General features: G+C 54.2%; 18 protein-coding genes. 9 read left to right on the top strand and 9 right to left on the bottom strand.

The annotated features are described in order from the left end of the window. Window positions 1-89 precede the first annotated feature (89 nt). Together D9N13_RS14700 and D9N13_RS14695 are read left to right on the top strand one after the other, a co-directional pair. A complete protein-coding gene (locus D9N13_RS14700; protein WP_290591660.1) occupies window positions 90-1880 on the top strand; it encodes an acyl-CoA dehydrogenase in 1791 nt (596 codons plus the stop codon). Between the two features lie 75 nt (window positions 1881-1955). Then, the gene (locus tag D9N13_RS14695; RefSeq protein ID WP_290591658.1) at window positions 1956-2741 is read left to right on the top strand and encodes a crotonase/enoyl-CoA hydratase family protein; all 786 of its coding nucleotides are present in this window, start codon (window positions 1956-1958) and stop codon (window positions 2739-2741) included. An 83-nt stretch (window positions 2742-2824) separates the two neighbouring features. Here D9N13_RS14695 and D9N13_RS14690 read toward each other — a convergent pair whose 3' ends face one another. The 7 genes from D9N13_RS14690 to xerD all read right to left on the bottom strand — a co-directional run bounded on the left by D9N13_RS14690 (window position 2825) and on the right by xerD (window position 11270). After that, entirely contained in the window at window positions 2825-3667 is an 843-nt protein-coding gene (locus D9N13_RS14690) for a hypothetical protein (RefSeq protein ID WP_290591656.1), read from the bottom strand. Between the two features lie 228 nt (window positions 3668-3895). Then, a complete protein-coding gene (gene recJ / locus D9N13_RS14685) occupies window positions 3896-5623 on the bottom strand; it encodes a single-stranded-DNA-specific exonuclease RecJ (protein WP_290591654.1) in 1728 nt (575 codons plus the stop codon). A gap of 116 nt (window positions 5624-5739) precedes the next feature. After that, entirely contained in the window at window positions 5740-6819 is a 1080-nt protein-coding gene (gene thrC, locus D9N13_RS14680; protein WP_290591652.1) for a threonine synthase, read from the bottom strand. Window positions 6820-6871: 52 nt separating this feature from the next. Then, complete coding sequence (locus D9N13_RS14675) at window positions 6872-8179, bottom strand: homoserine dehydrogenase (protein ID WP_290591649.1); 1308 nt, start codon at window positions 8177-8179, stop codon at window positions 6872-6874. A 25-nt stretch (window positions 8180-8204) separates the two neighbouring features. Further along, a complete protein-coding gene (alaC, locus tag D9N13_RS14670) occupies window positions 8205-9380 on the bottom strand; it encodes an alanine transaminase (RefSeq protein ID WP_290591647.1) in 1176 nt (391 codons plus the stop codon). A 142-nt stretch (window positions 9381-9522) separates the two neighbouring features. Then, window positions 9523-10245 carry a thioredoxin fold domain-containing protein gene (locus tag D9N13_RS14665; protein WP_290591645.1) on the bottom strand — a complete coding sequence of 241 codons (723 nt, stop codon included), beginning with the start codon at window positions 10243-10245 and terminating at the stop codon, window positions 9523-9525. Window positions 10246-10367: 122 nt separating this feature from the next. Further along, complete coding sequence (xerD, locus tag D9N13_RS14660) at window positions 10368-11270, bottom strand: site-specific tyrosine recombinase XerD (RefSeq protein WP_290591643.1); 903 nt, start codon at window positions 11268-11270, stop codon at window positions 10368-10370. A gap of 400 nt (window positions 11271-11670) precedes the next feature. On the opposite strand from xerD, the gene D9N13_RS14655 reads away from it, so the two are divergent. Continuing rightward, the gene (locus D9N13_RS14655) at window positions 11671-13551 is read left to right on the top strand and encodes a diguanylate cyclase (RefSeq protein ID WP_290591641.1); all 1881 of its coding nucleotides are present in this window, start codon (window positions 11671-11673) and stop codon (window positions 13549-13551) included. A 99-nt stretch (window positions 13552-13650) separates the two neighbouring features. After that, on the top strand, window positions 13651-15447 hold the full coding sequence (locus D9N13_RS14650; protein WP_290591639.1) for a diguanylate cyclase: 1797 nt from the start codon (window positions 13651-13653) through the stop codon (window positions 15445-15447). A 7-nt stretch (window positions 15448-15454) separates the two neighbouring features. Here D9N13_RS14650 and D9N13_RS14645 read toward each other — a convergent pair whose 3' ends face one another. Continuing rightward, window positions 15455-16066 (bottom strand): PEP-CTERM sorting domain-containing protein, encoded by a 612-nt coding sequence (locus D9N13_RS14645; RefSeq protein ID WP_290591637.1) that lies wholly within the window; start codon window positions 16064-16066, stop codon window positions 15455-15457. A 200-nt stretch (window positions 16067-16266) separates the two neighbouring features. Then, the gene (gene fabR / locus D9N13_RS14640; RefSeq protein WP_290591635.1) at window positions 16267-16896 is read right to left on the bottom strand and encodes an HTH-type transcriptional repressor FabR; all 630 of its coding nucleotides are present in this window, start codon (window positions 16894-16896) and stop codon (window positions 16267-16269) included. 269 nt (window positions 16897-17165) lie between these two features. Between fabR and D9N13_RS14635 the strand changes: the two genes are divergently transcribed. The 5 genes from D9N13_RS14635 (at window position 17166) to mgtE (ending at window position 22140) form a co-directional block, all read left to right on the top strand. Then, the gene (locus D9N13_RS14635; protein WP_290591633.1) at window positions 17166-18293 is read left to right on the top strand and encodes a flavin reductase family protein; all 1128 of its coding nucleotides are present in this window, start codon (window positions 17166-17168) and stop codon (window positions 18291-18293) included. A gap of 17 nt (window positions 18294-18310) precedes the next feature. Beyond that, entirely contained in the window at window positions 18311-19435 is a 1125-nt protein-coding gene (locus D9N13_RS14630) for a fatty acid desaturase family protein (RefSeq protein WP_290591632.1), read from the top strand. An 80-nt stretch (window positions 19436-19515) separates the two neighbouring features. Beyond that, the gene (locus tag D9N13_RS14625; protein ID WP_290591630.1) at window positions 19516-19833 is read left to right on the top strand and encodes a hypothetical protein; all 318 of its coding nucleotides are present in this window, start codon (window positions 19516-19518) and stop codon (window positions 19831-19833) included. 209 nt (window positions 19834-20042) lie between these two features. Next, on the top strand, window positions 20043-20558 hold the full coding sequence (locus tag D9N13_RS14620) for a porin family protein (protein ID WP_290591628.1): 516 nt from the start codon (window positions 20043-20045) through the stop codon (window positions 20556-20558). Between the two features lie 145 nt (window positions 20559-20703). Then, window positions 20704-22140 carry a magnesium transporter gene (gene mgtE / locus D9N13_RS14615; RefSeq protein WP_290591626.1) on the top strand — a complete coding sequence of 479 codons (1437 nt, stop codon included), beginning with the start codon at window positions 20704-20706 and terminating at the stop codon, window positions 22138-22140. Window positions 22141-22172 lie beyond the last annotated feature (32 nt).

The raw sequence follows: 22172 nt of genomic DNA, 5'->3' as shown, positions 1-22172 counted from the left end.
TGACAATTACACACTCAGGCCAACAATGCAAATATGATTGCCTTTTTACCGGCCTGCATCACGCCATTGAATAGGACACGGAGGGAAACATGCCACTGCTATCACGACAGGACCTGGATTTTTGCCTGTATGAAATGCTCGACACCGATAGCCTGCTCCACACGCCCCGCTATGGCGATCACAGCAGGGAAACGTTCAACCAGACCCTGAACACCGCAGAACAAGTGGCAGAAAAGTATTTTGCACCTCACAACCATTTGGCCGATGAAAAAGAACCCTGGTTTGATGGAGAACAGGTACACACCATACCCGAAGTGAAAGAGGCGTTTCGGCACTATGTCAATTCGGGGCTGTTAACCGCCCGCCTGGAGTTCGATGCGGGCGGGATGCAGTTGCCCCACGTGGTGGCCGCGGCCTGTTCCGGGTATGTGACCGCCGCCAATGCCTCCAGTGCTGCGTATCCGTTTTTGACCATGGCCGCCTCCAATCTCATCCACCACTTTGCCAGTGACGAGCTGAAGAACCTGTATTTGCCACTGATGCGCAGTGGGCGGGCGGCGGGCACTATGGCCCTCACCGAACCGGATACCGGTTCCTCGTTGGCGGACATCAAAACCTACGCCACACCCACGGAACAAGGTCACTACCTGGTCAAAGGCAACAAGATGTACATTTCCGGAGGGGATCAGGACATTACCGACAATATCGTGCATCTGGTGTTGGCGAAAATAAAAGGAGCACCGGCGGGGGTTAAAGGAATTTCCCTGTTTCTGGTGCCCAAGTGGCTGGTGGATGACAACGGCGACCCGGCACAACGCAACGATGTACAACTGGCCGGGCTGCTGCACAAAATGGGCTATCGAGGTACCACTTCGACAGTGCTTAATTTTGGTGAACAGGATAATTGTGTGGGTTACCTGATCGGGGAGCCCCACCAGGGATTGAAATACATGTTCATGATGATGAACGAAGCGCGGGTGGGTGTGGGCCTGGGTGCCGCCGTGATCGGGTACCGCGGCTACGCAGAATCACTGGAATACGCACGGCAACGGCCACAGGGCCGCCACCCCAGCAACAAAGACCCGGCATCCAAACCGATTCCCATCATCGAGCACGCTGATGTGAAGCGGATGCTGTTGGCCCAGAAATCCTACACTGAAGGGGCGATTGCCCTGTGCCTGTATGCCAACCACCTCATCGACCGCATTGAAACCTGTGCTGACGAAGACCAGCGCAAACCCCTGCAGGAACTTCTCGACCTGCTTACCCCCATCGTCAAATCCTGGCCCTCCGAGTTCGGCCCCAAGGCCAATTCCCTGGCGATACAGATCTTAGGTGGCGCCGGTTATATTCGAGAATACCCGGTGGAGCAGCTCTATCGGGACAACCGACTGAACCCCATTCACGAAGGAACCCATGGCATCCAGGCGATGGATTTACTGGGCCGCAAGTTATGGCAATCCAATGGCCTGGGCCTGCAAACCCTGTTGCGGGAGATACAGGCCACACTGCAACAGGCCGCCGAGTTTCCCGATCTGGCCCCGTACAGTGAACAACTGCAGGAGGCGTTACTGCTGGTGAATGCCACCACACAATCTGTCGGTGAGCAGTTACAGCAACAAGGGCCTGATATTGGCCTGGCCAATGCGTCTGCCTTTCTCAGCCTGAGCGGCCATGTCGTTGTGGCCTGGCTATGGCTATGGCAAGCTAGCGCGGCAATGAAAGGGCTGAAAAGCGGCACCAACGCAGAGTTTTACCGCGGCAAACTCCACGCCTGCCGTTTTTTCTTCCGCTGGGAGTTACCCAAAATCCAGCACTGGAGTAACCTGCTGCAGAGCGCAGACGACACCTGCCGCACCATGCACAATGACTACTTTTGAACCCGGCAGAGTTTGAACCCGGCAAAGATTCCAGGCCCCGACCAACAACGAAAGCACTAAATGAACGAGGACGCTATGGCACATATTGAGACCAGCACTGAGGGACACATTCTGCTTATCCGCATCAACCGCGCGGAAAAATACAACGCACTCTCGCCTGAGATGTATCACGATATGGGCAAAGCCCTGAAACGCCTGAACAGCGACCCGGAGCTGCGGGTGGCCGTTTTGTATGCGGAGGGGAAACACTTCACTGCCGGTGTAGAGCTGGATAAATGGGCACCCATTTTCGGCAGCGGCAACGCCTTCCCGGTGGCAGAAGACGAAATCGATCCCATGGGGCTAACCGGCGATCGCCACAACAAGCCGGTTATAATTGCGGTCCAGGGCTATTGCTTTACCTGGGGCGTGGAAATCCTGCTCAACACTGAAATTCGGGTGGCCGCCCGCGACACTCAATTCCAGATGCTGGAAGTGCAGCGTGGCCTGTACCCCTGTGGTGGCGCCACCCTGCGTCTACCGGTGGAAGCGGGCTGGGGTAACGCCCAACGTGTACTGCTTACCGGTGAACGCTGGAGCGCCGAGGAAGCCTATCGCTGGGGCATGATCCAGGAGCTGGTGGAGCCCGGTGAGCAGTTCAACAAGGCCATGGAAATTGCGCACAGTGTTGCCAAAGCGGCTCCGCTGGGTGTGCAGGGTGTGTTGAAGGCAACGCGCTTCAGTGCCGCCCACCCACACGATCAGGATGCCTGCGTGAAGCAGTTTATGTCCGACCTGAAACCGGTGATGGCAAGCGAAGACGCCGCCGAAGGGGTCAATTCTTTCGTGGAACGCCGTGAGGCGGTGTTCAAAGGGCGTTAATAATACAAAGCCTAAACCAACAATAAGCCCCGCTGATCCCTGCGGGGCTTATTGTTTTGCTGAGGTTGCCTGACTGAAGAAACTCAGTTGGACAGATTGGCGGCCAAGCCGGTCTGTGCCAGCACACGGCCCCCGTTAAGCGCTATGCGATCGCGGATATGGTACGCCGCCGCCAGTGTGTTGGTCTGCTTAACCATGCTGTCCAACGTTACGCTCATCACCACGGGAACGTACTTGCCATTGCTGAACTGCTCCAGCCCCAGCTTGGCGTATTCCCAGTTACTGGACAGCTGCGCTACGATCAATGGATCAATCGCGGCATCATGGGAGGCCAGACGCAACGCTTCCATACCCTGCTCATAGGCGGCCACGGTGTGATTCATTTCATCGTGTACCCAGCCGGCATCAACCCCGATGTATTGCGCCAGGTACAGGACATTGATGCGTTCGGACAACATACTTTGCTGCTGGGCCAGATCTACTCGATCACCATAATGATGGGGCAATCTTGCCTGCCAGTCCCGCATCAATAGATCGCTTTTCAATAACAGATCATCGGCGGTCTCCAGCACGTCCAACGCATTGCCCCCGTTCGGACTCAGGGTGACGGCCGCCCGCAATGCACCCCAATGCTGCTTCACGTCCAGCACCCGCTGATTGATCGCTGAATTCGGGGAGTTATGTTCCAGCTGACCCAGTAAAAATTCAAATTCTTCCACATTGGCGTCCAATCCGGCCCGTGCCGCCTGGTAATCCACGTTAGCCGCCATCTGTAAGTGATCCTTGGCAATGCGCATCACCAATGTGCGCTGTACCGCCGCTTTGTGGACGGCATCCAGATCACTGATAGTGCGGGCTGATGCCAGCGTTGAAATGAGCCCCAGGATGACAACCAAAAAACTTCGAATACTGAGCAGCTGATTCATTTTTGCATTCCTTTCGCGTTTTGTTACAAAGCACAGACTTTAGTTACAAACTGTTACCTTACCCAGTGTATGTGCTGATTGAGAATTGAACAGGGCGGAAAAGGAAGTTTGTGAAGAAGTTCCTACCGATAGTGTGGTTTTGGTAATTTCACGCAAAACGGATGCTAAATGAAGCACATTTAGGGGCACAGTGGCCCCATGGGGATGCAGCTACCCTCGGTCAGAACGCTAGGCGGGCTCGAGATGTTCCACCATAAGCTGGGCATTCTGGACACCCCGAAACTCGTTCACATCCAGGCGGTACGCCAGATAGATTTGCTTGAGCTTGCGGTTGGGCCATTTATCCAGGTCCACATTAAAGGCGATGGCGTCTACCACCCGTTTGCTGGCGGGCAAGCCAATTGAGAGCTTAAGATGTTTCTCCCCCACAATGCGCTGATCCAGCAATTCAAAACGCCCATCAAACAAGGGCTCAGGAAAACCCTGCCCCCACGGCCCCGCCTGACGCAGCATCTGCGCGACGGAAAGGTCGATATCCGCCTCGGACAACTCACCGTCGCTGTGCAGCTCACCCGTCAGGTCATCCAACTGCAAAAGACGGTGCGCCTGGGCATCAAAAGCGGCCTGGAAAGCCTCAAGATCCTGCTCACGTATGCTCAGACCAGCCGCCATGGCGTGCCCCCCGAACTTCACGATCAAACCAGGGTGGCGGCTGGCCACCGCATCCAGGGCATCACGGATATGGAAGCCGGGTATGGAACGGGCCGAGCCCTTGATTTCACCCCCATCGGCAGGGGCAAACGCAATCGTGGGGCGATGGAAGCGCTCTTTGATGCGGGAAGCCAGAATTCCGATCACGCCCTGATGCCAGTCCCGTTTGTAGATGCATAGCCCCCAGGGCAATTCCGATTGCTTACCCAGCTGCAATTGCTTGAGCGCGGCCAGGGCCTGCTGCTGCATGTCCCCTTCAATGGACTTACGCTCGTGATTCAATTGATCCAGCTCAGCGGCATAACGATTGGCCACGGCGGGATCGTCCACCAGGAGGCACTCGATGCCCTTGGACATGTCGGTCAAGCGGCCCGCCGCATTCAATCGCGGCCCCACCGCAAATCCCAGATCGGTGGCCACCAGATTGGACAAGCGGCGTTTGGCCACACTCACCAACGCCTGGATGCCAGGCCGGCAGCGGCCGGCCCGCATACGGGCCAGGCCATGATGCACCAGTATGCGGTTATTGTGATCCAGTGGCACCACGTCGGCCACGGTACCCAACGCCACGATATCCAGATAATCCGCCATATTGGGTTCTGCCAGCCCCTGCCGCTGAAACCAGCCTATTTGCTTTAACCGGGTCCGCAACGCGGTCATCAGATAAAAAGCCACCCCCACACCGGCCAGATTTTTGCTGGGAAACGCACAGCCAGGCTGGTTGGGGTTAATGATGGCATCGGCAATGGGCAGCACCTGCGCCGGCAGGTGATGATCCGTTACCAGCACCTTGATGCCGGCCGCTTTGGCTGCCTTCACACCCTCAATACTGGAAATACCATTGTCCACCGTGAGGATCAGATCCGGACTGCGCTGCAAAGCCACCGCCACGATTTCCGGCGTAAGTCCATATCCGTACTCAAAGCGATTGGGAACCAGGTAATCCACGGCCGCGGCCCCCAGTTTGCGCAACGCCAGCACACTGAGCGCGCTGCTGGTGGCGCCGTCAGCATCAAAATCGCCCACCACCAAAATGCGCTGGCGCTTTTCCAATACCGACACCAAAAGGTCCAGCGCCGGCTCCAGCCCCTTCAACTCACTGGCGGGCAACAGGTTTTTCAGTGCCAGATCCACGTCATGGTCGCTTTGCAGTCCGCGATTAGCGTAGATGCGCTGCAGGAGGGATGGAATATCAGGGGAGAACTGAGAGCGTGCGGCCGGGTTGCGACGGGTTACGCGTTTCATAGATGGCGATGTCGTCCTCAACGAGCGGATGGCTTCCAGGGTAAGTGGAAAATCCGGGCAAGCTCGCTGACTTCCCCGGAGAGCACTTTACTGCACTGTGCTTACTGCACTCTTTCTTACTGCATGTTACGCAGAATACTTTCTTTCACTGAAACCAGTTTGGCATCAATGGTTTCCATCACTGCGTTCTGGCATTGAGAGATCGCAGTATCCGGATCTTTGAGGCCATTGCCGGTCAGCGTACACACAATCTTGCTGCCTTCCGGGATTTTGCCGCTTTTCACGTCCCGGATCGCCCCGCCCAAAGACGCCGCCGAGGCCGGCTCACAAAAGACACCTTCTGATTGAGCCAGCATACGCTGGGTCTGCAGGATTTCGTCATCCGTTAGTTCATCAAACCAGCCGCCGGATTCTTTCTGCACATTCCAGGCTTTATCCCAGCTTTGTGGGTGGCCGATGCGGATAGCGGTGGCGACGGTTTCCGGATTATCCACCATGGCACCGCGCAGGAAAGGGGCGGCACCGGCAGCCTGATAACCCACCATTTTCGGCGCGCTGTTGGCAATACCGGCTTTCTGGAATTCAGTGTAACCCATCCAATGGGCCGTGATGTTACCGGCGTTACCCACCGGCAGACAGTGATAATCCGGTGCTGCGCCCAACTCTTCCACAATTTCGAAGGCAGCGGTTTTCTGGCCCTGCAGGCGATAAGGATTGATGGAGTTCACAATGGTCACCGGTGCCTCTTGGGCCACGTCCTTCACCAATTGCATGCCTTCATCAAAATTACCGCGGATTTGCAGGGTAACGGCACCGTACATCATGGCCTGCGCCAGCTTGCCCATGGCTATCTTGCCTTCCGGGATCAAGACAAACGCGGTGATACCTGCACGGGCGGCATAGGCAGCCGCAGCGGCCGATGTATTCCCGGTGGAGGCACAGATGATGGCCTTGCTGCCCTCTTCCACCGCTTTGGTGACGGCCATGGTCATGCCTCGATCCTTGAAGGAACCGGTGGGGTTCAAGCCTTCATACTTAACGTAAATATCCACGTCTTTGCCGATCAGGCGAGGGATATTATTCAGCCGGATAAGCGGGGTTTTGCCTTCGCCCAAACTGATCAGACGGGTATCGTCATGAACAGGCAGATAGTCACGATAATTATCAATCAGTCCGGTGTAGCGTTTACTAGGCATGATTCAGTTTCCAAAAAAGTAAGCGTAATAAATTTTAAATCGGTTGCCGGCATCAGCCGTCCAGGGTTTCCAGTCGAATGCGCACAACATCGTCAGCCAGCACATCCAAGGCCCGAATCTGATCCAGGGCGGTGTTCATCCTGCTTTCCAGTACCTGGCGTACAATCATGATCAGTGGTACCGGGCTGCTGGCATCCGGTTGGTCCTTCTGGATGATCGCCTCGATGTTGATATCGGCGTCACTGAATACGGCCGCAATTTTGGCGAGCACACCGGGCTGATCTTTTACATGCATGCGCAGGTAGAACCCGGTCACCACATCTTCAATGGGCAGGATCGGCGCGTCACTGAGCGAATCCGCCTGGAATGCCAGATGGGGCACACGATTGTTGGGGTCGGTGGTCAGTGCCCGGGCCACGTCCACCACGTCCGCCACTACGGCAGAGGCGGTGGGTTCAGAGCCTGCACCGGGGCCGTAATACAAGGTTGGCCCCACCGCGTCACTTTGCACCATGACGGCGTTCATAACCCCATTCACATTGGCAATCAGTCGGCTTTCCGGAATCAAGGTGGGATGGACCCGCAGTTCCACTCCGTTCTCGGTCTGGCGGGTCACCCCCAGATGCTTAATGCGGTACCCCAACTCTTCCGCATAGGACACATCCTCGCGGGTGATATTGGTGATGCCTTCGGTGTAAGTTTTGGAGAATTGCAGTGGAATACCAAAGGCTATGGAAGCCAGGATCGTTAACTTATGGGCCGCATCAATGCCTTCCACATCAAAGGTAGGATCGGCCTCGGCGTAGCCCAAAGCCTGGGCTTCCTTCAGCACATCATCAAACTCACGGCCTTTCTCCGCCATTTCCGTCAGTATAAAGTTGCCGGTGCCGTTGATGATTCCGGCAACCCAGTCGATACGGTTGGCAGACAGGCCCTCACGGATGGCCTTGATAATGGGGATACCGCCTGCAACAGCGGCTTCGAACGCCACATTCACGCCTTTTTCCTGCGCTGCCGCGAAGATCTCATTACCGTGTTCAGCGATCAGTGCCTTGTTGGCTGTGACGATATGCTTACCGTTTTCGATGGCTTTCATCACCAGTTCGAATGCCACCGTGGTGCCACCGATCAACTCCACCACGATATCAATATTGGGGTCAGTGACCACGGCAAAAATATCCCGCGATACGGCAACACCGGTGGTATCCACACTGGGATTATCACGCCGTGCCCCGACATGAGTGACGGCGATTTCACGCCCCGCCCGACGCGCAATATCTGCTGAATTGCGACTCAGAACATTAAACGTTCCACTGCCTACGGTGCCCAGACCGACAATACCCACGTTAACCGGTTTCAACTGCCTTACCTCTTTTATTTTTGAATTATACCGACTGCAGGAGGCGCTTGATGCCCCGCACTGCCTGCCGGATTCGTTGCTCATTCTCGATCAATGCAAAGCGCACGTGATCGTCCCCATATTCTCCAAACCCCAAACCGGGGGAAACCGCCACCTTGGCGTCCTGCAGCAACAGCTTGCTGAATTCCAGCGAACCGAGGTGACGAAATGGCTCCGGGATCTGCGCCCAGACAAACATAGTGGCCTTGGGTCGCTCAACCTGCCAGCCTATGGCATTTAGGCCATCACACAATACGTCCCGGCGATGCTGGTACATGTCTCTGATGTCAGACACACACTGCTGGTCACCCTCCAGCGCCGCAATGGCCGCCACCTGGATGGGTGTGAACGTGCCGTAATCCATATAGGACTTGATGCGGGCCAGTGCTCCGATCAACGTCGGATTGCCTACGCAGAATCCGACCCGCCAGCCGGGCATATTATAACTTTTCGACAAACTAAAAAACTCAACCGCAATGTCTTTGGCCCCTGGCACCTGCATCACTGAGGGTGCCTGATAACCATCAAAAACAATATCGGCGTAGGCAAGGTCATGAACGAGCCAGATTTCGTGCTCACGGCAGATGTTCACCACCTGCTCAAAGAACGACAATTCCACACATTGGGCGGTGGGATTTCCGGGAAAGTTCAGCACCAGCATCTTGGGCTTTGGCCAACTCTCCCGAATGGCCTTTTCCAGCTCCGCAAAGAAATCCACATTGGCCGTCATGGAGACGTGGCGTATATCGGCGCCGGCAATGACAAACCCGTAGGGATGGATCGGATAGGATGGATTGGGCACCAGCACCGTATCCCCGGTGCTCATGGTGGCCAGCGCCAGGTGCGCCAGGCCTTCCTTCGAGCCGATGGTGACTATGGCCTCGTCCACTGGATCGATTTCAACCCCATAGCGGCGCTGATACCAATCGCTGATGGCCTTGCGCAGACGGGGAATCCCCTTGGATTGCGAGTAACGGTGGGTATCCCCACGCTGCACGGTTTCCACCAGTTTCGCCACAATATGTTGCGGGGTGGGCTGATCCGGATTGCCCATACCAAAATCGATGATGTCTTCGCCGCGGGACCGGGCCTGCTTCTTCAATTCCCCAACAATATTGAAGACATAAGGAGGGAGACGTTGGATTCGGGAAAATTCGGTCACAGGACACCTTCAACCGCGTGTAAATGGTTACTAACTTTGGCCGGAATGCAAAGAGTGTGAACAATACTGATGTGACGCAGGATCGTCAATGGAGACGGAGGGGAGAATTATGGCCCACCGCTGCCGGCGGGCCAGGAACGGACTATTGCAGGCCCAGCTGCTGAGCCAATTGCCCGGCCTTCATATAACCACCCAGTTGACGGCCGTCCTTGGAAAACACAGCCGGTGTACCGCGCACACCGATCTGATGCCCGAGATTGATCTGGTCCTGAATGGTATTCTGTTCGCACACCTTACCGGCAGGCGCTGAAACCGTTTCATTGGACTTGGCCTTGGTCATGGCGGCTTCGCGGTCTTCGGCACACCAGACGTTGACCATTGTCTGCCCCGCCGGGGACTGCAATCCGTAGCGTGGCCAGGCTACATACTTGACGGTTATACCCAGATCATTCATCGCTTTGATCTCAGTGTGGAATTTTCGACAATAACCGCAGCTGGTATCAGTGAACACCAACACCTCCCCTTTCTCATCCTCCGTGGCCGGATAGACCACAAGGTCAGTGTCCTGCAGGTTATTCAACGCGTCCAACCGCTTGGCACTGCGGTGGTTCTCGCTGACGTTCACCGTCTGCGCGCCACCAATGTTGAGCAAATCTCCGGTGAACACAAATTTGCTGTCTGCCGACACATACAGCAGTTCACCGCTGCTGGTCTCCACCTGGTATATGCCCTGCACACCGGATTGATCAATCGTATTGATCTTAACCTGGGGGAAGCGGGCAGCGAAGGTGTTCCTGATTACGTCCTGATCATCCGCTGCATGCGAAACCAACGGCAACGCGGACAGGGCCGCTGCGATCATCATGAATACTCTTAACATTGCTCTCTCTCTGAATTCCGGAATGCCATAACGCTGGGGTATTAGAACCCAAGATAGGCCACAAGTTCCAGCCTGTCAGAGGCAAAATTCCCGCCACCGGCAAGAACTCAGCCCCTTGGGTGATGCTGCCGGTGCATTTCCTGCAAGCGATGTTTGGCAACATGGGTATAAATCTGGGTGGTGGAAAGGTCGCTGTGCCCCAGTAACAACTGCACAACCCTCAAATCCGCACCATGATTCAACAAATGCGTTGCGAAAGCATGACGCAGCGTGTGGGGGGACACCTTAGTGTTTATTCCGGCCAAAGCCACGTAATGTTTAACACGATGCCAGAATGTCTGGCGGGTCATCTGTGTACCGCGATTACTGGGGAACAACACATCACTTTCCGGATTCGCCAGCAGACTCAAGCGGGCCTCTTTCAGGTAGCGCAACAACCAGGTGATCGATTCCTCACCCATGGGCACCAGCCTCTCCTTGCTGCCCTTGCCCATCAACCGGATAACACCCTGACGCAGATTGATGTCATAGGTGCTGAGCGCCACCAACTCACTGACGCGCAAACCGCAGGCATAGAGTAATTCCAACATGGCCTTGTCCCTCAAGCCCAGGGGCTCATCCAGATTGGGTGCAGCCAGCAGGGCCTCCACATCCGCCTCACTCATGGTTTTGGGTAACGGCTTACCCAGCTTCGGCATCTCAACCCGCAAGGTAGGATCTTGCGCCATCAGGGATTCACGCACGCAATACTGGCAGAAACCACGGATAACGGACAGGAAGCGCGCCGTGGATCGGGCACTGAACCGGCACTGGTAACGGTGGGCGAGATAGCGATTGAGATCCTGATCTGTGGCCAGCAACAACCCGGGCGTACCCGATTTAGTCAGCCATTCGGCATAGGAACACAAGTCCCGTCGATAGGAGTCCAGGCTGTTGTCACTGAGCCCCTTTTCCAGCCAACAGGCATCCAGATACTGGTTAACAACAGTGGTGGAATCAGACGAAGACATGCCGGCGCTTTCCGCAGGGAGTATTAGGTACGCAAAAGCATAGCAAATTCAGCGCTCTAAGAAAAAAGCGGGGCCCGGTTTACTGGGCCCGCAAGGGCTAATCCGCCTCGCAACTTGCGGATATAAAGGGAACGATAAGGAGATGGAATGCGCCACGAACAAGAATTACGGCCAGTGCGGAGATCAGAATTACAAGAGCAAATGCTTTCATGTCGAATACCCTCTGTTTTTCTTGTTGTTGTGATTGTCATAATACGCCTGAGACTTATAACCACAATACCGTTTCACAGCATTACACCCCATTGGAACAAGGAGGAAACAATTTATAGGATCAAGTTACATTTCAGGTCCTTGAACTACACTTAACTAAAATAATATCGAGGTATGAAAACGGTTTAAGATGCCCCTATTGGCCGCCCTGTTACTTCTGCTCTCAATACCTTGCCTGGCGACCGTTACCATCGACAGCGAGCACGCTGGCCCCATCAATCTCTCCAGTGCAACCCGTTATCTGGAAGACAACAGTAACAGCCTGAATCTACAGGATATTCTGGCGCTCCCCGGCAGCCAGTGGCAAGCCTACGGCGACAACACCTTTTCCATGGGGTACAGCACCTCCACCTGGTGGCTCACTTTTAACCTTGCAAACACAAGCCCCGAGGAGGTCAGGCACCTGTTGGAAGTGGGGTATCCCGGGCTGGATCATCTGGCCGTTCATATGGTTTGGAATGGCAAGATCGACGTTTTCGTCATGGGCGACGCCCTGCCTTTTGATCATCGCCCCATTAAGTCACACAATTTTCTCGCCCCCATCACTCTGCCTGCCCAGGGTCAGGTGTCAGTCTATATCGAAGTTCGCACCAGCAGTGCGCTTCAGGTGCCGCTGATATTGTGGCAACCTCAGGAATATTACCGCCAGGACCGCACTGCAAACCTGCTGCAGGGGTTTTACTTTGGCGTCATGATCGTGATGACCGTGTACAACCTGTTTGTATTTCTGGCGGTGCGGGAAAAAAACTTCATCCTTTACGTGTGCTTCGCGTTCAGCCTTCCCATGTTCATTGCCGGAATCAAAGGTTTCAGCTTTGAATATCTGTGGCCCAACCACCCGCAATGGAATGATTTGGCCATCATCTGGCCCCTGTGTCTGGCGGTACTGTTTGGTGCGTTGTTCACTGAGAGCTTTCTGAAAATAAAGCAACTGGGCCGGTGGGCCACCCTTTTATTTCGGATACAACAGGGCAGTATCGTTTTGCTACTGCTGTTGTCTCATGTGGTGGACTATCAACTGATCATCAGCATATTGATTCCCGCCACCACAGTATCCTGCACCATGGGATTGTTGTTTGGCATGATCATGTGGAATCGCAGTGGTTTATCTGCCAAGTACTACACCGTGGGCTGGTCAGCCTTTCTCTTGGGGGGCATTTCACTGGGGCTGAACAAGCTGGGCCTGATCCCTACCAATCTGATCACCGAAAACACGCTACAAATCGGTTCCAGCATCGAGGTGATACTGCTCTCTTTCGCACTGGCGGAAAGCATCAATGAAGAACGCCGCCTGCGATCAGACGCCCAGGACAACGCCCTGCAGGCAGAGCGGGAAACACGCCATGCCCGGGAGCAGGCGTTGCGCATCCAGCAACAAACCACAGAAGAGCTGGAATCCCGGGTGCAGGAACGCACCCGGGAGCTGGAAACACTGAATCGACAACTGGCCGAACTGAGCGATACGGATCAGCTAACCGGCCTGAAAAACCGCCGCTATCTGGATCGGGTCATGCACGAAGAAATCACCCGCTGCAGCCGCTATCAACACGATCTTTCCATCATACTGCTGGATGTAGATCACTTTAAACAGTTCAACGATACTTACGGCCACCTGGTGGGCGATGACTGCCTTAAGGCCATTGCAACGTCTTTGGGTGAGAATATCCGTGACGCGGTGGACTGTGTTGCCCGCTATGGGGGAGAGGAATTCTGTGTCATGTTACCCGAAACCGGCCCACAGCGGGCCATGGCCGTGGCAGAGCGTTTGCGCGACCAGATCAGTAAAATGCCCTTCTCCGTTGAGGGCGAGCTGATCCCGGTATCCATCAGTCTGGGGGTAAGTTGCATGGTCAAAGGTGAGAAAGTAACCGGTGAATCATTGGTTTCCCAGGCGGATGAAGCCCTTTATGACGCGAAACAGGCGGGCAGAAACTGTGTCATATTTGCCGAACGCCGGGCACCCTCTTCGAGCTGCGGATCTTCGTTCGAACAAGACCAAAGCATGAACTAAACTCTATAAAACAAACACCGAAAGATAACGAAAATGCGCCTAGCCACCCTGTTGCTCCTTTTTTTCTGCAGTTGCCTGCAAGCGGCGGAATTCAAGCTATTGAAGAACCAAGTACAGCAACCTTTGGCCAGTTATCTGTACTACTACGAGGATGTGCACAGCAGCCTGACCATCAGCGACCTCAAACAATTGCCGGAAACAGAGTGGCAGCATAATAATCGCCAGGCTTTCAACCACGGCTATAACAATTCTACCTGGTGGCTGCGAATCACTATCCAGAATCAGGAAACCATCGAATTGCAGCGCCTGCTTGAAATCAGCTATCCCGTGCTGGATTACATCTCCGTATTTATTTACGGTGACAATCATCAGAGAACGTTGGAGCTGGGGGACAAACTGCCCTTCAACGAGCGGCCCACTGATCATCGAAATTTTGTGATTCCCCTGCAATGGCAATCCAATGAGGAATTAACGCTTTACTTCGCTGTCAGGAGTTCCAGTTCCATTCAGGTACCCCTGACCTTGTGGCAGGAGCAGGCCTTTTTTAACCACGACCGCACCCAGACTCTGCTGCACGGTATTTACTACGGCATCATGTTCGTGATGGTGATGTACAACCTGTTTGTCTACCTGGCGGTGGGTGAGCGGAATTATCTCTACTATGTGTTATTCGTGTGCAGCATGCCGCTGTTTCTGGCCAGCCTCAGCGGATTTGCATTTCAATACCTGTGGCCAAATTACACCCGCTGGAACGACCAGGCCATTCTGGTGACACTGTCGTGCTCGGTGATGTTTGGCTCACTGTTTACCCACAACTTTTTGCGCGCCTATGAATTACGGGGTGCCATTCGCTACGCCGGCTACAGCTTTGCGGTGATCAGCCTCTTGGTGATCATCATGGCGCTTACATTACCTTACAGCATTGTCATCAGAGTGCTCATACCCTTTGCCGGCGTCGTTTGCTGTTACGGTTTTGGGCTGGGCGTGTTTCGCTGGTACAGTGGCGGGCTGTCCGCGAAATACTACACCATTGCCTGGAGCTCGCTGCTGTCCGGGGGCATCATTCTGGCCCTCAGCAAGTTCAATTTACTGCCAAAGAACCTGTTTACTGATTATGCCACCCAGATAGGGTCGGCACTGGAAGTCACCCTGCTGTCATTCGCCCTGGCTGAGCGCATCAATCAGGAGCGTAAGATGCGCTTCGAGGCGCAGCAGGATGCCCTGAATACGGAAAGAGAGCTGCGCCAGGCCCGTGAACAAGCGCTTGAAATTCAAAAGCAGGCCACAGAATCCCTTGAGAATCGTGTGCAGGAGCGCACCCGTGAGTTGGAGGCGCTGAATCAAAAACTGGAAGAACTCAGTGACACTGACCAGCTTACCGGGCTTAAAAACCGGCGTTTTCTGGACCGGATGCTGGAAGAGGAGTACGCCAGAGGGGCACGCTACCAGCATTGTCTGTCGGTCTTGTTAATGGATATCGATCACTTCAAACAGTTCAACGATACCTACGGCCACCTGATTGGCGACGACTGTCTGCGGCAAGTGGCTATCGCCATACGCAATGGATTACGCTGGCCCAGCGATCGTGCCACCCGCTATGGGGGCGAGGAATTTTGTGTAGTACTGCCGGAAACCGGGGTTGAGGGAGCTTTGCGTGTGGCAGAAAGAGTTCGTGAATCCGTTGCTGCAATGCGATTTCTGGTGAAGGAAACCCCGGTGCCGGTTACGGTCAGTGTGGGTGTGGTGGCACTGATTCCCCCTGCCGATGGCCGCTACACGGATATGCTGTCCATGGCGGATGAGGCGCTTTATCAGTCAAAAGAGAACGGGCGCAATCGGGTAACGCTGTATTGCGAAGAAGCCGGGCATAACCCGGCTTCTTCGCAGCAAACTTAAATTGCCTTCAACTCACTTTTTTACGGCTCATCATCAAGCCAAACAAGCCAATCACCAATAAGGCCATCGTGCCCGGTTCCGGTATTTCCGTGGCACCACGGAGATAGACAGACACGTGGGAAAGCGCTTTGGGAAACTCTTTACCATAGGCCACGCCAGCGGTGGTCCAGTTTATGGTTGAAGACAGCAGCGGTGCTTCCCAGTAATAAATGCTGAAGCTATCCCCTGCCTTGAAGCTGATGGCCAGATCATAGACCGACACCAGATCATCCAGCAGCGGCGAACCACTGAAATTCAGAACACCACTGGTGGCATCAATTCCCGTGACTGAAAACAGGCTGGAATCACCCTCATACTGGCCATCATACTTGGCACCGAACTCCCAGCCGTCACCGCCAAAACCACCCTCATTAAGGATTTGGGTAACGATATTGAACTCATCGCCATTGGTGACGTCGTTTTCCCCCTTATCCAGGGTAAAGGCACCTGCACAGTCATCCCACATGGGCTGGGTAACCGCCACCGTACAGCTCACGCTGCTCATCTCATAGGCCAAAGCAAGCTGGCTGCTGACGAGTATGCCTGCCGCCACCGACAGGTTAATAATTGTTCGAAGCATGCTGCCTCCCTGTAAACTTATCGAGCGTCTATATTTACCGCTTCTGCTCACATTATAAGCAACAGTCAAGCCAATCCCAGATCTGCCAGCGCAATCAGGCACATAGCCGATGAGCCACGCCACACAACCGCAGCCTGTGTAAATTTAATCGACACTTAGAAACCATAAGCCCTCAAACCCTGTAAGAAAAACCGACACTCTTAAAGCGGCTCCTTCCGCTTCCAGTTCGCTGCTCCTACGTAAATCAACTGCAACTGCCGGCTCATTTTGTTCTCAAAATCCTGTCGTGACTGGGTACTGGCATCGGACAAATCCAGCAATTGAACGGTGGCAAACGCCATGGTGGAGATGGTGAGGTCGGCGAGCACATCCATCATCGCCGGATCCAGATTGGGGAGCAAACTGAAACGCTGTAAATCCGCCACCAACTCCTTGGCAAAATACTGCAATTCACTGCGTACAGCCTGGCGAATCAAGGCCGTTCCACCGGTCATGGATTGAGACATGAAGATGAAAAAAACCCGCTGGGACACCACGTACTGGCAATACTGCTGTACAGAATCACGGATAATGTGCTGTGGATTAACGCGATTCTGCCGTACTTCCCGCATCAACTGCCGCAGCACCAGACTCAACTCATCCACCAGATTCAGTGCCAGATCATCCAGGTCTTTGAAATGACGGTAAAATGCAGTGGGAACCACGCCCGCCCGCTTGGCGACCTCACGAATACTCAGGCTGGAGAAATGCTGCCCCTCTTCCACCCATTGCAACGCCGCATTCATAAGCGACTGCCGGGTTAATAATTTCCGTTCCTGACGGTTATTCATTCTTCTCAACTCACCTCATATTAGTGTTCAATTGTAAGCCGAACAGCCTCCTAATTGCCATCAACTTCCATCAAAAGCCTCCATTCCACCCCCCTAAAAACCCAACATAAAACAATTTCAGTTCACACATGAACACAATTCATATATTCATAAATCATTGTTTTATAATTACTATTTCTTCATATACATTCAACCCCATGTAAATCTGTTGACACCCGTCCAGGTCATGGTGCACACTTGTTCACATAATGTGAGAGGGAGGCACGACTATGCACTCAACACGCAGCGGTTTTCTCAAGAAAGCGCAAACCTGGATCAACAGCAGCCTGTTCAATACCGATCGCGCTGGCGAATATTTCGAGTACCTTCTGGAAGGTGTTGACCCTATGTGGTCTGCCATCGAGTGCAAGGCCAGGATATTGGATGTCATACAGGAAACATCCGACACCAAAACCTGGGTGCTGCAGCCCAATGCCGGTTGGAAAGGCTTCATGGCCGGCCAGCACATCCACATCACGCTGAGCGTCAATGGGGTTCTGAGCACCCGAACCTTTACCGTTTCATCCTCCCCCTACCAGTGGAAAAACAACGGTACGATTACGCTTACCGTCAAGAGAGTGCCCAATGGCCGTGTGACCGGCTGGATGCATGAAAACCTGAAAACCGGTGACATCATCAGCATCAGCCAGGCCGAAGGTGAATTTGTACTGGACCAGGATGTTGATGCACCCGTTGGATACATCGCGGCAGGCTCAGGCATTACCCCCATCATGTCCCAATTGCGCTGGCTGAGCGCAAACAACATGCCGGTTCCCGCCAAGCTGCTCTACTTTGCCAATACCAGCAAGGATTTCATCTTCGGCAGCGAAATCAAGGCACTGAGCCAGAGCAATCGCCGCCTGGACAGCCACCTGATCGCCAGTTACGACGAAGGCGAAAGCAAACACAAACTGCCACAGTCACCCATTTGTGCCGAACACATCGCGGCGCTGCTGGAAGGCAAGCCGGAACACATCTACCTATGTGGCCCCCACCCGTTTCGGGAAATTGCCAAACAGCTGCTGGCGGATGCCGGTTTCAACCTCAAGCGGGTTCACGAGGAAGCATTCGGACTGCCACCGATAAAAGTGGAAGCGGGTGCTCCGGTTACCGTGCGCTTTACCAACAGCGCCACAGAAACCACCACGGACCAACCTGGCACCCTGCTGGATATGGCGGAAAGCGCCGGGCTCAAACCCAATTCCGGCTGCCGTATGGGTATCTGCTATACCTGCAAGTGTAAAAAGAAATCCGGCCAGGTACGTAACGTGGTGACTGGCGAACTATCAAGTAATGAAGAAGAAGACATCCGAATCTGTGTTTCTGCACCGGTCAGCAACGTAGACATCGAAATCTAAGGACGAGGAGCCAAACTATGACTACTGCTACCCAACCCAATGTTGAACAATTGACACAGGAAGATGTGAAGATCGGCGGTGTGAAAGGTAATCGTCGACTGACCAAGGAACAATATGAAAGCCTGCAGAAGGAATTTGACGCTCTGCGCGAAGAAATCGTCGCAGACCTGGGTCAATCCGATGTGGACTACATGAAAAACATCATTCGTGTACAGCGCTATCTGGAAATCGCCGGGCGTACGCTGATTCACTTCAGCTTTACACCCGTGCCCTTCATGCTGGGAGTGACTGCTCTGTCAGTGTCTAAAATCATGGACAATATGGAGATCGGGCACAACGTAATGCACGGTCAATTCGATTGGGCCAATGACCCCAAGATGCATTCGAAGAATTTCGAATGGGATACTGCCTGTGATGCGCAATCCTGGAAGCGTACCCACAACTATGAGCACCACACATTCACCAACATCATCGGCAAGGATCGGGATTACGGCTATGCTGTACTGCGCCTGTCGGATGACACACCGTGGCACCCAATGCGCAGCATTCAGATGGTGTATTTTGCAGCCTTGAGTATTTTCTTCCAATGGGGCGTTGCGCTGCATGAACTGGAGTCGGAAAGGTTCCGTGAGGGCACCTTCGACCTGGAAGAAAAGAAGCCTTACTTAAAAGGGCTGTTCCGCAAAGGTGCCAAACAGGTATTCAAGGATTATGTATTCTTCCCCGCTCTGGCTGGTCCGTTCTTCTGGAAAGTCATGCTGGGCAACGCGATGGCAAACCTGGGTCGCAACCTGTGGGCCTCGGCCATTATTTTCTGCGGTCACTTTACTGAACAGGCGCAGGCCTTCAGCGAAGCTGAATGTGAGAACGAAACCAAAGGTGAGTGGTACTACCGCCAGCTGCTGGGTTCCAGTAATCTCTCTGGCAGCAAACTGCTGCATATTATGAGCGGCCATCTCAGCTATCAGATCGAGCATCATTTGTTCCCGGACATCCCAGCCAACCGCTATGAACAAATGGGCCCCAGAGTGCAGGAGATCTGCGAAAAATATGGCCTGCCCTATAACACCGGCCCCTTCTGGCACCAGTACAAAACCGTACTGCAGCGGGTATGGAAATACTCGTTCCCCAGCGCGAAGTAAGGATGGCTTTCGGTTGCCACTCATTAATGGTATAGAATTAAACTTACTGATGAGTGGCAACCGAAAACAGGGTTATTGATATGGGAATACTGAACAAAGCTGAATTACTGAAGGATATGATTCAAACCGCCATCGACAATGGCGCCAAAACGGTGGCGGAAGTTCACAAATCCATTGCGGATATGCCGTTTGAAGCCTTGGAGCGATCGGGTCTACTGGACGAAGATGGGCAAAAATTGCGCGACAAAAACCAGCAAACCATCGGCGTTGTCTATGAAAAGATCCGCGAGATCAACCAGAAAGTGGGTGAAATGGCATCAGACATGTTTGAAACCCTGGAGGATGGACAGCATATCTCCAAGGTCATGGATGATAAAGAAAACAATCCCCGATCCTAGCCGGTTTTAATCGTTCCGAATCCGCGTCGGCACTCCCACTACAGCCGACGCGGCTTTTTCACCTCCATTTTGTCCTGATGACATTCATTAACTTTTTGCCCTAGAGCGATAAGTCAACTATATTCCCCGTAACGCGCGCCAAGATTCGCAACGAATATCGGGTTATTTACGCGCGAAACCAGAACAATAAGGGAAGCGAGGAATAAAAAATGAAAAGAACTCTCATAGCGGTTGCAGTAGCTACAGGCATGTTCAGTGGCGCGCAAGCCGCCATGGCAGAGGGCGAAAGCTATGTGGGCGCCCAATATAATCTCTATACCTTCAGCACATCCGGACTGGATGACCTGGAGCCCGATGGCTTGGCGTTCATCATCGGCGGCAACCTTAATGAAAACTTTCAGATCGAAGGCCGCTTTGGTCGCAGCCTGAGCGATGATAATGTCACTGGCGCAGCCTTGAAAGTAGACGAGCACATCGGCTTTTATGTGAAAGGCGGCATGACCTTCGCCGATATGCTGTTTCCCTACGTGATTCTGGGCTACACCAAAGTGGATTATGAATTCTGGGGAGCCTCCATTGACCAGACCGAGTCTGACCTCTCCTACGGCCTGGGAGCCGACGTGGAGCTGGGCAGCTTTAAAGTAGGCCTGGAGTGGATGATGCTGCAGGACAAAAGCGACTACGAACTGGAAGGGTTGAGCCTGAACGGTGCCTGGCGTTTCTGATCACCAGGTCTCAACGCTCCCATATGAGCACTGATGTTCTGAAAGGGTCGCATTTGCGGCCCTTTCCTGTTTTCACCGGCTAGCTATTTCACCGGCTACCTAGCTCAGTATCCCAATCCCGACGGCACGGCGGATGATCCCCAGGATGAGTACCCCAGAAGAACGCCCAAAGAAACTGGCCCGAAGGCTGGCCCCGGTGCTTGAGCAACTGCAGCGCCAATCTGTGGTGGAGAGCGTAACCCACCGCCAGCAGCAAAACCGGTCGGACCTCATTGAAAACCTGGTGCAACGGCAACAGCAGGCAGCACTGGTGCGGGAACTCAATCGTCTCAACAAGGCGGATATCGGCCACCTGCTTAACATGCTGCCCGCCGACAAACGTCACACCGTGTGGCAGGAACTGCCCGATGAAACCGCCGGTGACGTGTTGCTGGAACTGAATGATGCCGTGGCGGAAGACCTGATTGAGCTCACGGACGAAGCCCGCCTGCTGTCGATTCTAGGCGCTTTGGACAGTGATGAGCTGACCGAAATCGATAACCTGCTACCACCGGCTGTACTGCAACAGGCGATCGATGCGCTGGAAACCAACGAACGCAATTGGGTAAAGCAAACCATTGCCTACCCGGAGGGCAGCGTCGGCGACAACATGAGCCGGGACAGCCTGGTCATCCATGAATCCCTCACCATTCGGGACGCCATTGAACGGGTACGCTCTGCCCCGGAACTGCCACCACAAACCGACAAACTGTTTGTCACCGGGCACCACCACCAATTGGTGGGCGTAGTGCCGTTAATCGAGCTCATGCGGTACCCTGAAGACACCCTGGTTCGCGATTGCATGGATACCGATGTAGTGGCCTTTTCTCCCGGCGACGATGCGGTAGACGCCGGCCAGGCCTTCGAGCGCTATGACCTGATATCGGCCCCGGTGGTGGATGAACATCACCGCCTGATCGGTCGTCTGCGGGTTGAAACCATCATGGACCACTTACGGGAAGTGGCGCAGAAACAGGCACTGGCCAAAGAAGGGCTGAAGGCGGACACCGACCTGTTTGGCCCCATTCTGGAAGGTGCCCGGGAGCGCTGGCCCTGGCTGATGATCAATTTGCTGACCGCCTTTCTCGCCACCCGTTTCATCAGCCTGTTTGAAGGCACCATTCAGCAACTGGTGGCGCTGGCCACCCTGATGCCCATTGTAGCCAGCGTCGGCGGTAACACCGGCAACCAGACCGCGGCGCTGGTGATACGCGGCCTGGCCATGGAGCAGATACAGGGTGGCAACCTGGGCTATATCTACCGTAAAGAGCTGCTGATCAGCCTGATCAATGGGGTGATATGGGGCTCGGTGCTGGGTCTCTTCGCCTGGCTGCTGTATCAAAACCCGCTGCTGGGCTGTGTCATGATGGGAGCCGTGATGCTGAACCTGCTGTTGGCCGCCTTGATCGGCATTACGGTGCCCATGCTATTGGTTCGCCTGAAAAAAGATCCGGCCATGGGCTCCTCGGTGGTGCTCACCTTTGCCACCGACAGCATGGGCTTTTTCCTGTTCCTAGGGCTCGCGACGCTGATTCTGGTCTAGTCTTTCTAAAGGAAGACAAGAAGGAACCAGGC

This window comes from Ketobacter sp. GenoA1 (assembly GCF_003671475.1).
In the GTDB taxonomy this organism is placed as follows: Bacteria; Pseudomonadota; Gammaproteobacteria; order Pseudomonadales; family Ketobacteraceae; genus Ketobacter.
The sequence above is the reverse complement of the archived record's forward strand: the minus strand, read 5'-3'. Positions and strand labels throughout refer to the sequence as shown.

Excerpts from the sequence above, each read along its gene's own strand:
- D9N13_RS14700 (WP_290591660.1), top strand. The coding sequence starts at position 90 with ATGCCACTGCTATCACGACAGGACCTGGATTTTTGCCTGTATGAAATG.
- D9N13_RS14665 (WP_290591645.1), bottom strand. The coding sequence starts at position 10,245 with ATGATGATCGCAGCGGCCCTGTCCGCGTTGCCGTTGGTTTCGCATGCA.
- D9N13_RS14655 (WP_290591641.1), top strand. The coding sequence starts at position 11,671 with ATGCCCCTATTGGCCGCCCTGTTACTTCTGCTCTCAATACCTTGCCTG.
- thrC (WP_290591652.1), bottom strand. The coding sequence starts at position 6,819 with ATGCCTAGTAAACGCTACACCGGACTGATTGATAATTATCGTGACTAT.
- fabR (WP_290591635.1), bottom strand. The coding sequence starts at position 16,896 with ATGAATAACCGTCAGGAACGGAAATTATTAACCCGGCAGTCGCTTATG.
- D9N13_RS14645 (WP_290591637.1), bottom strand. The coding sequence starts at position 16,066 with ATGCTTCGAACAATTATTAACCTGTCGGTGGCGGCAGGCATACTCGTC.
- D9N13_RS14620 (WP_290591628.1), top strand. The coding sequence starts at position 20,043 with ATGAAAAGAACTCTCATAGCGGTTGCAGTAGCTACAGGCATGTTCAGT.
- xerD (WP_290591643.1), bottom strand. The coding sequence starts at position 11,270 with ATGTCTTCGTCTGATTCCACCACTGTTGTTAACCAGTATCTGGATGCC.
- D9N13_RS14625 (WP_290591630.1), top strand. The coding sequence starts at position 19,516 with ATGGGAATACTGAACAAAGCTGAATTACTGAAGGATATGATTCAAACC.
- recJ (WP_290591654.1), bottom strand. The coding sequence starts at position 5,623 with ATGAAACGCGTAACCCGTCGCAACCCGGCCGCACGCTCTCAGTTCTCC.
- D9N13_RS14630 (WP_290591632.1), top strand. The coding sequence starts at position 18,311 with ATGACTACTGCTACCCAACCCAATGTTGAACAATTGACACAGGAAGAT.
- mgtE (WP_290591626.1), top strand. The coding sequence starts at position 20,704 with ATGAGTACCCCAGAAGAACGCCCAAAGAAACTGGCCCGAAGGCTGGCC.
- D9N13_RS14690 (WP_290591656.1), bottom strand. The coding sequence starts at position 3,667 with ATGAATCAGCTGCTCAGTATTCGAAGTTTTTTGGTTGTCATCCTGGGG.
- D9N13_RS14695 (WP_290591658.1), top strand. The coding sequence starts at position 1,956 with ATGGCACATATTGAGACCAGCACTGAGGGACACATTCTGCTTATCCGC.
- D9N13_RS14635 (WP_290591633.1), top strand. The coding sequence starts at position 17,166 with ATGCACTCAACACGCAGCGGTTTTCTCAAGAAAGCGCAAACCTGGATC.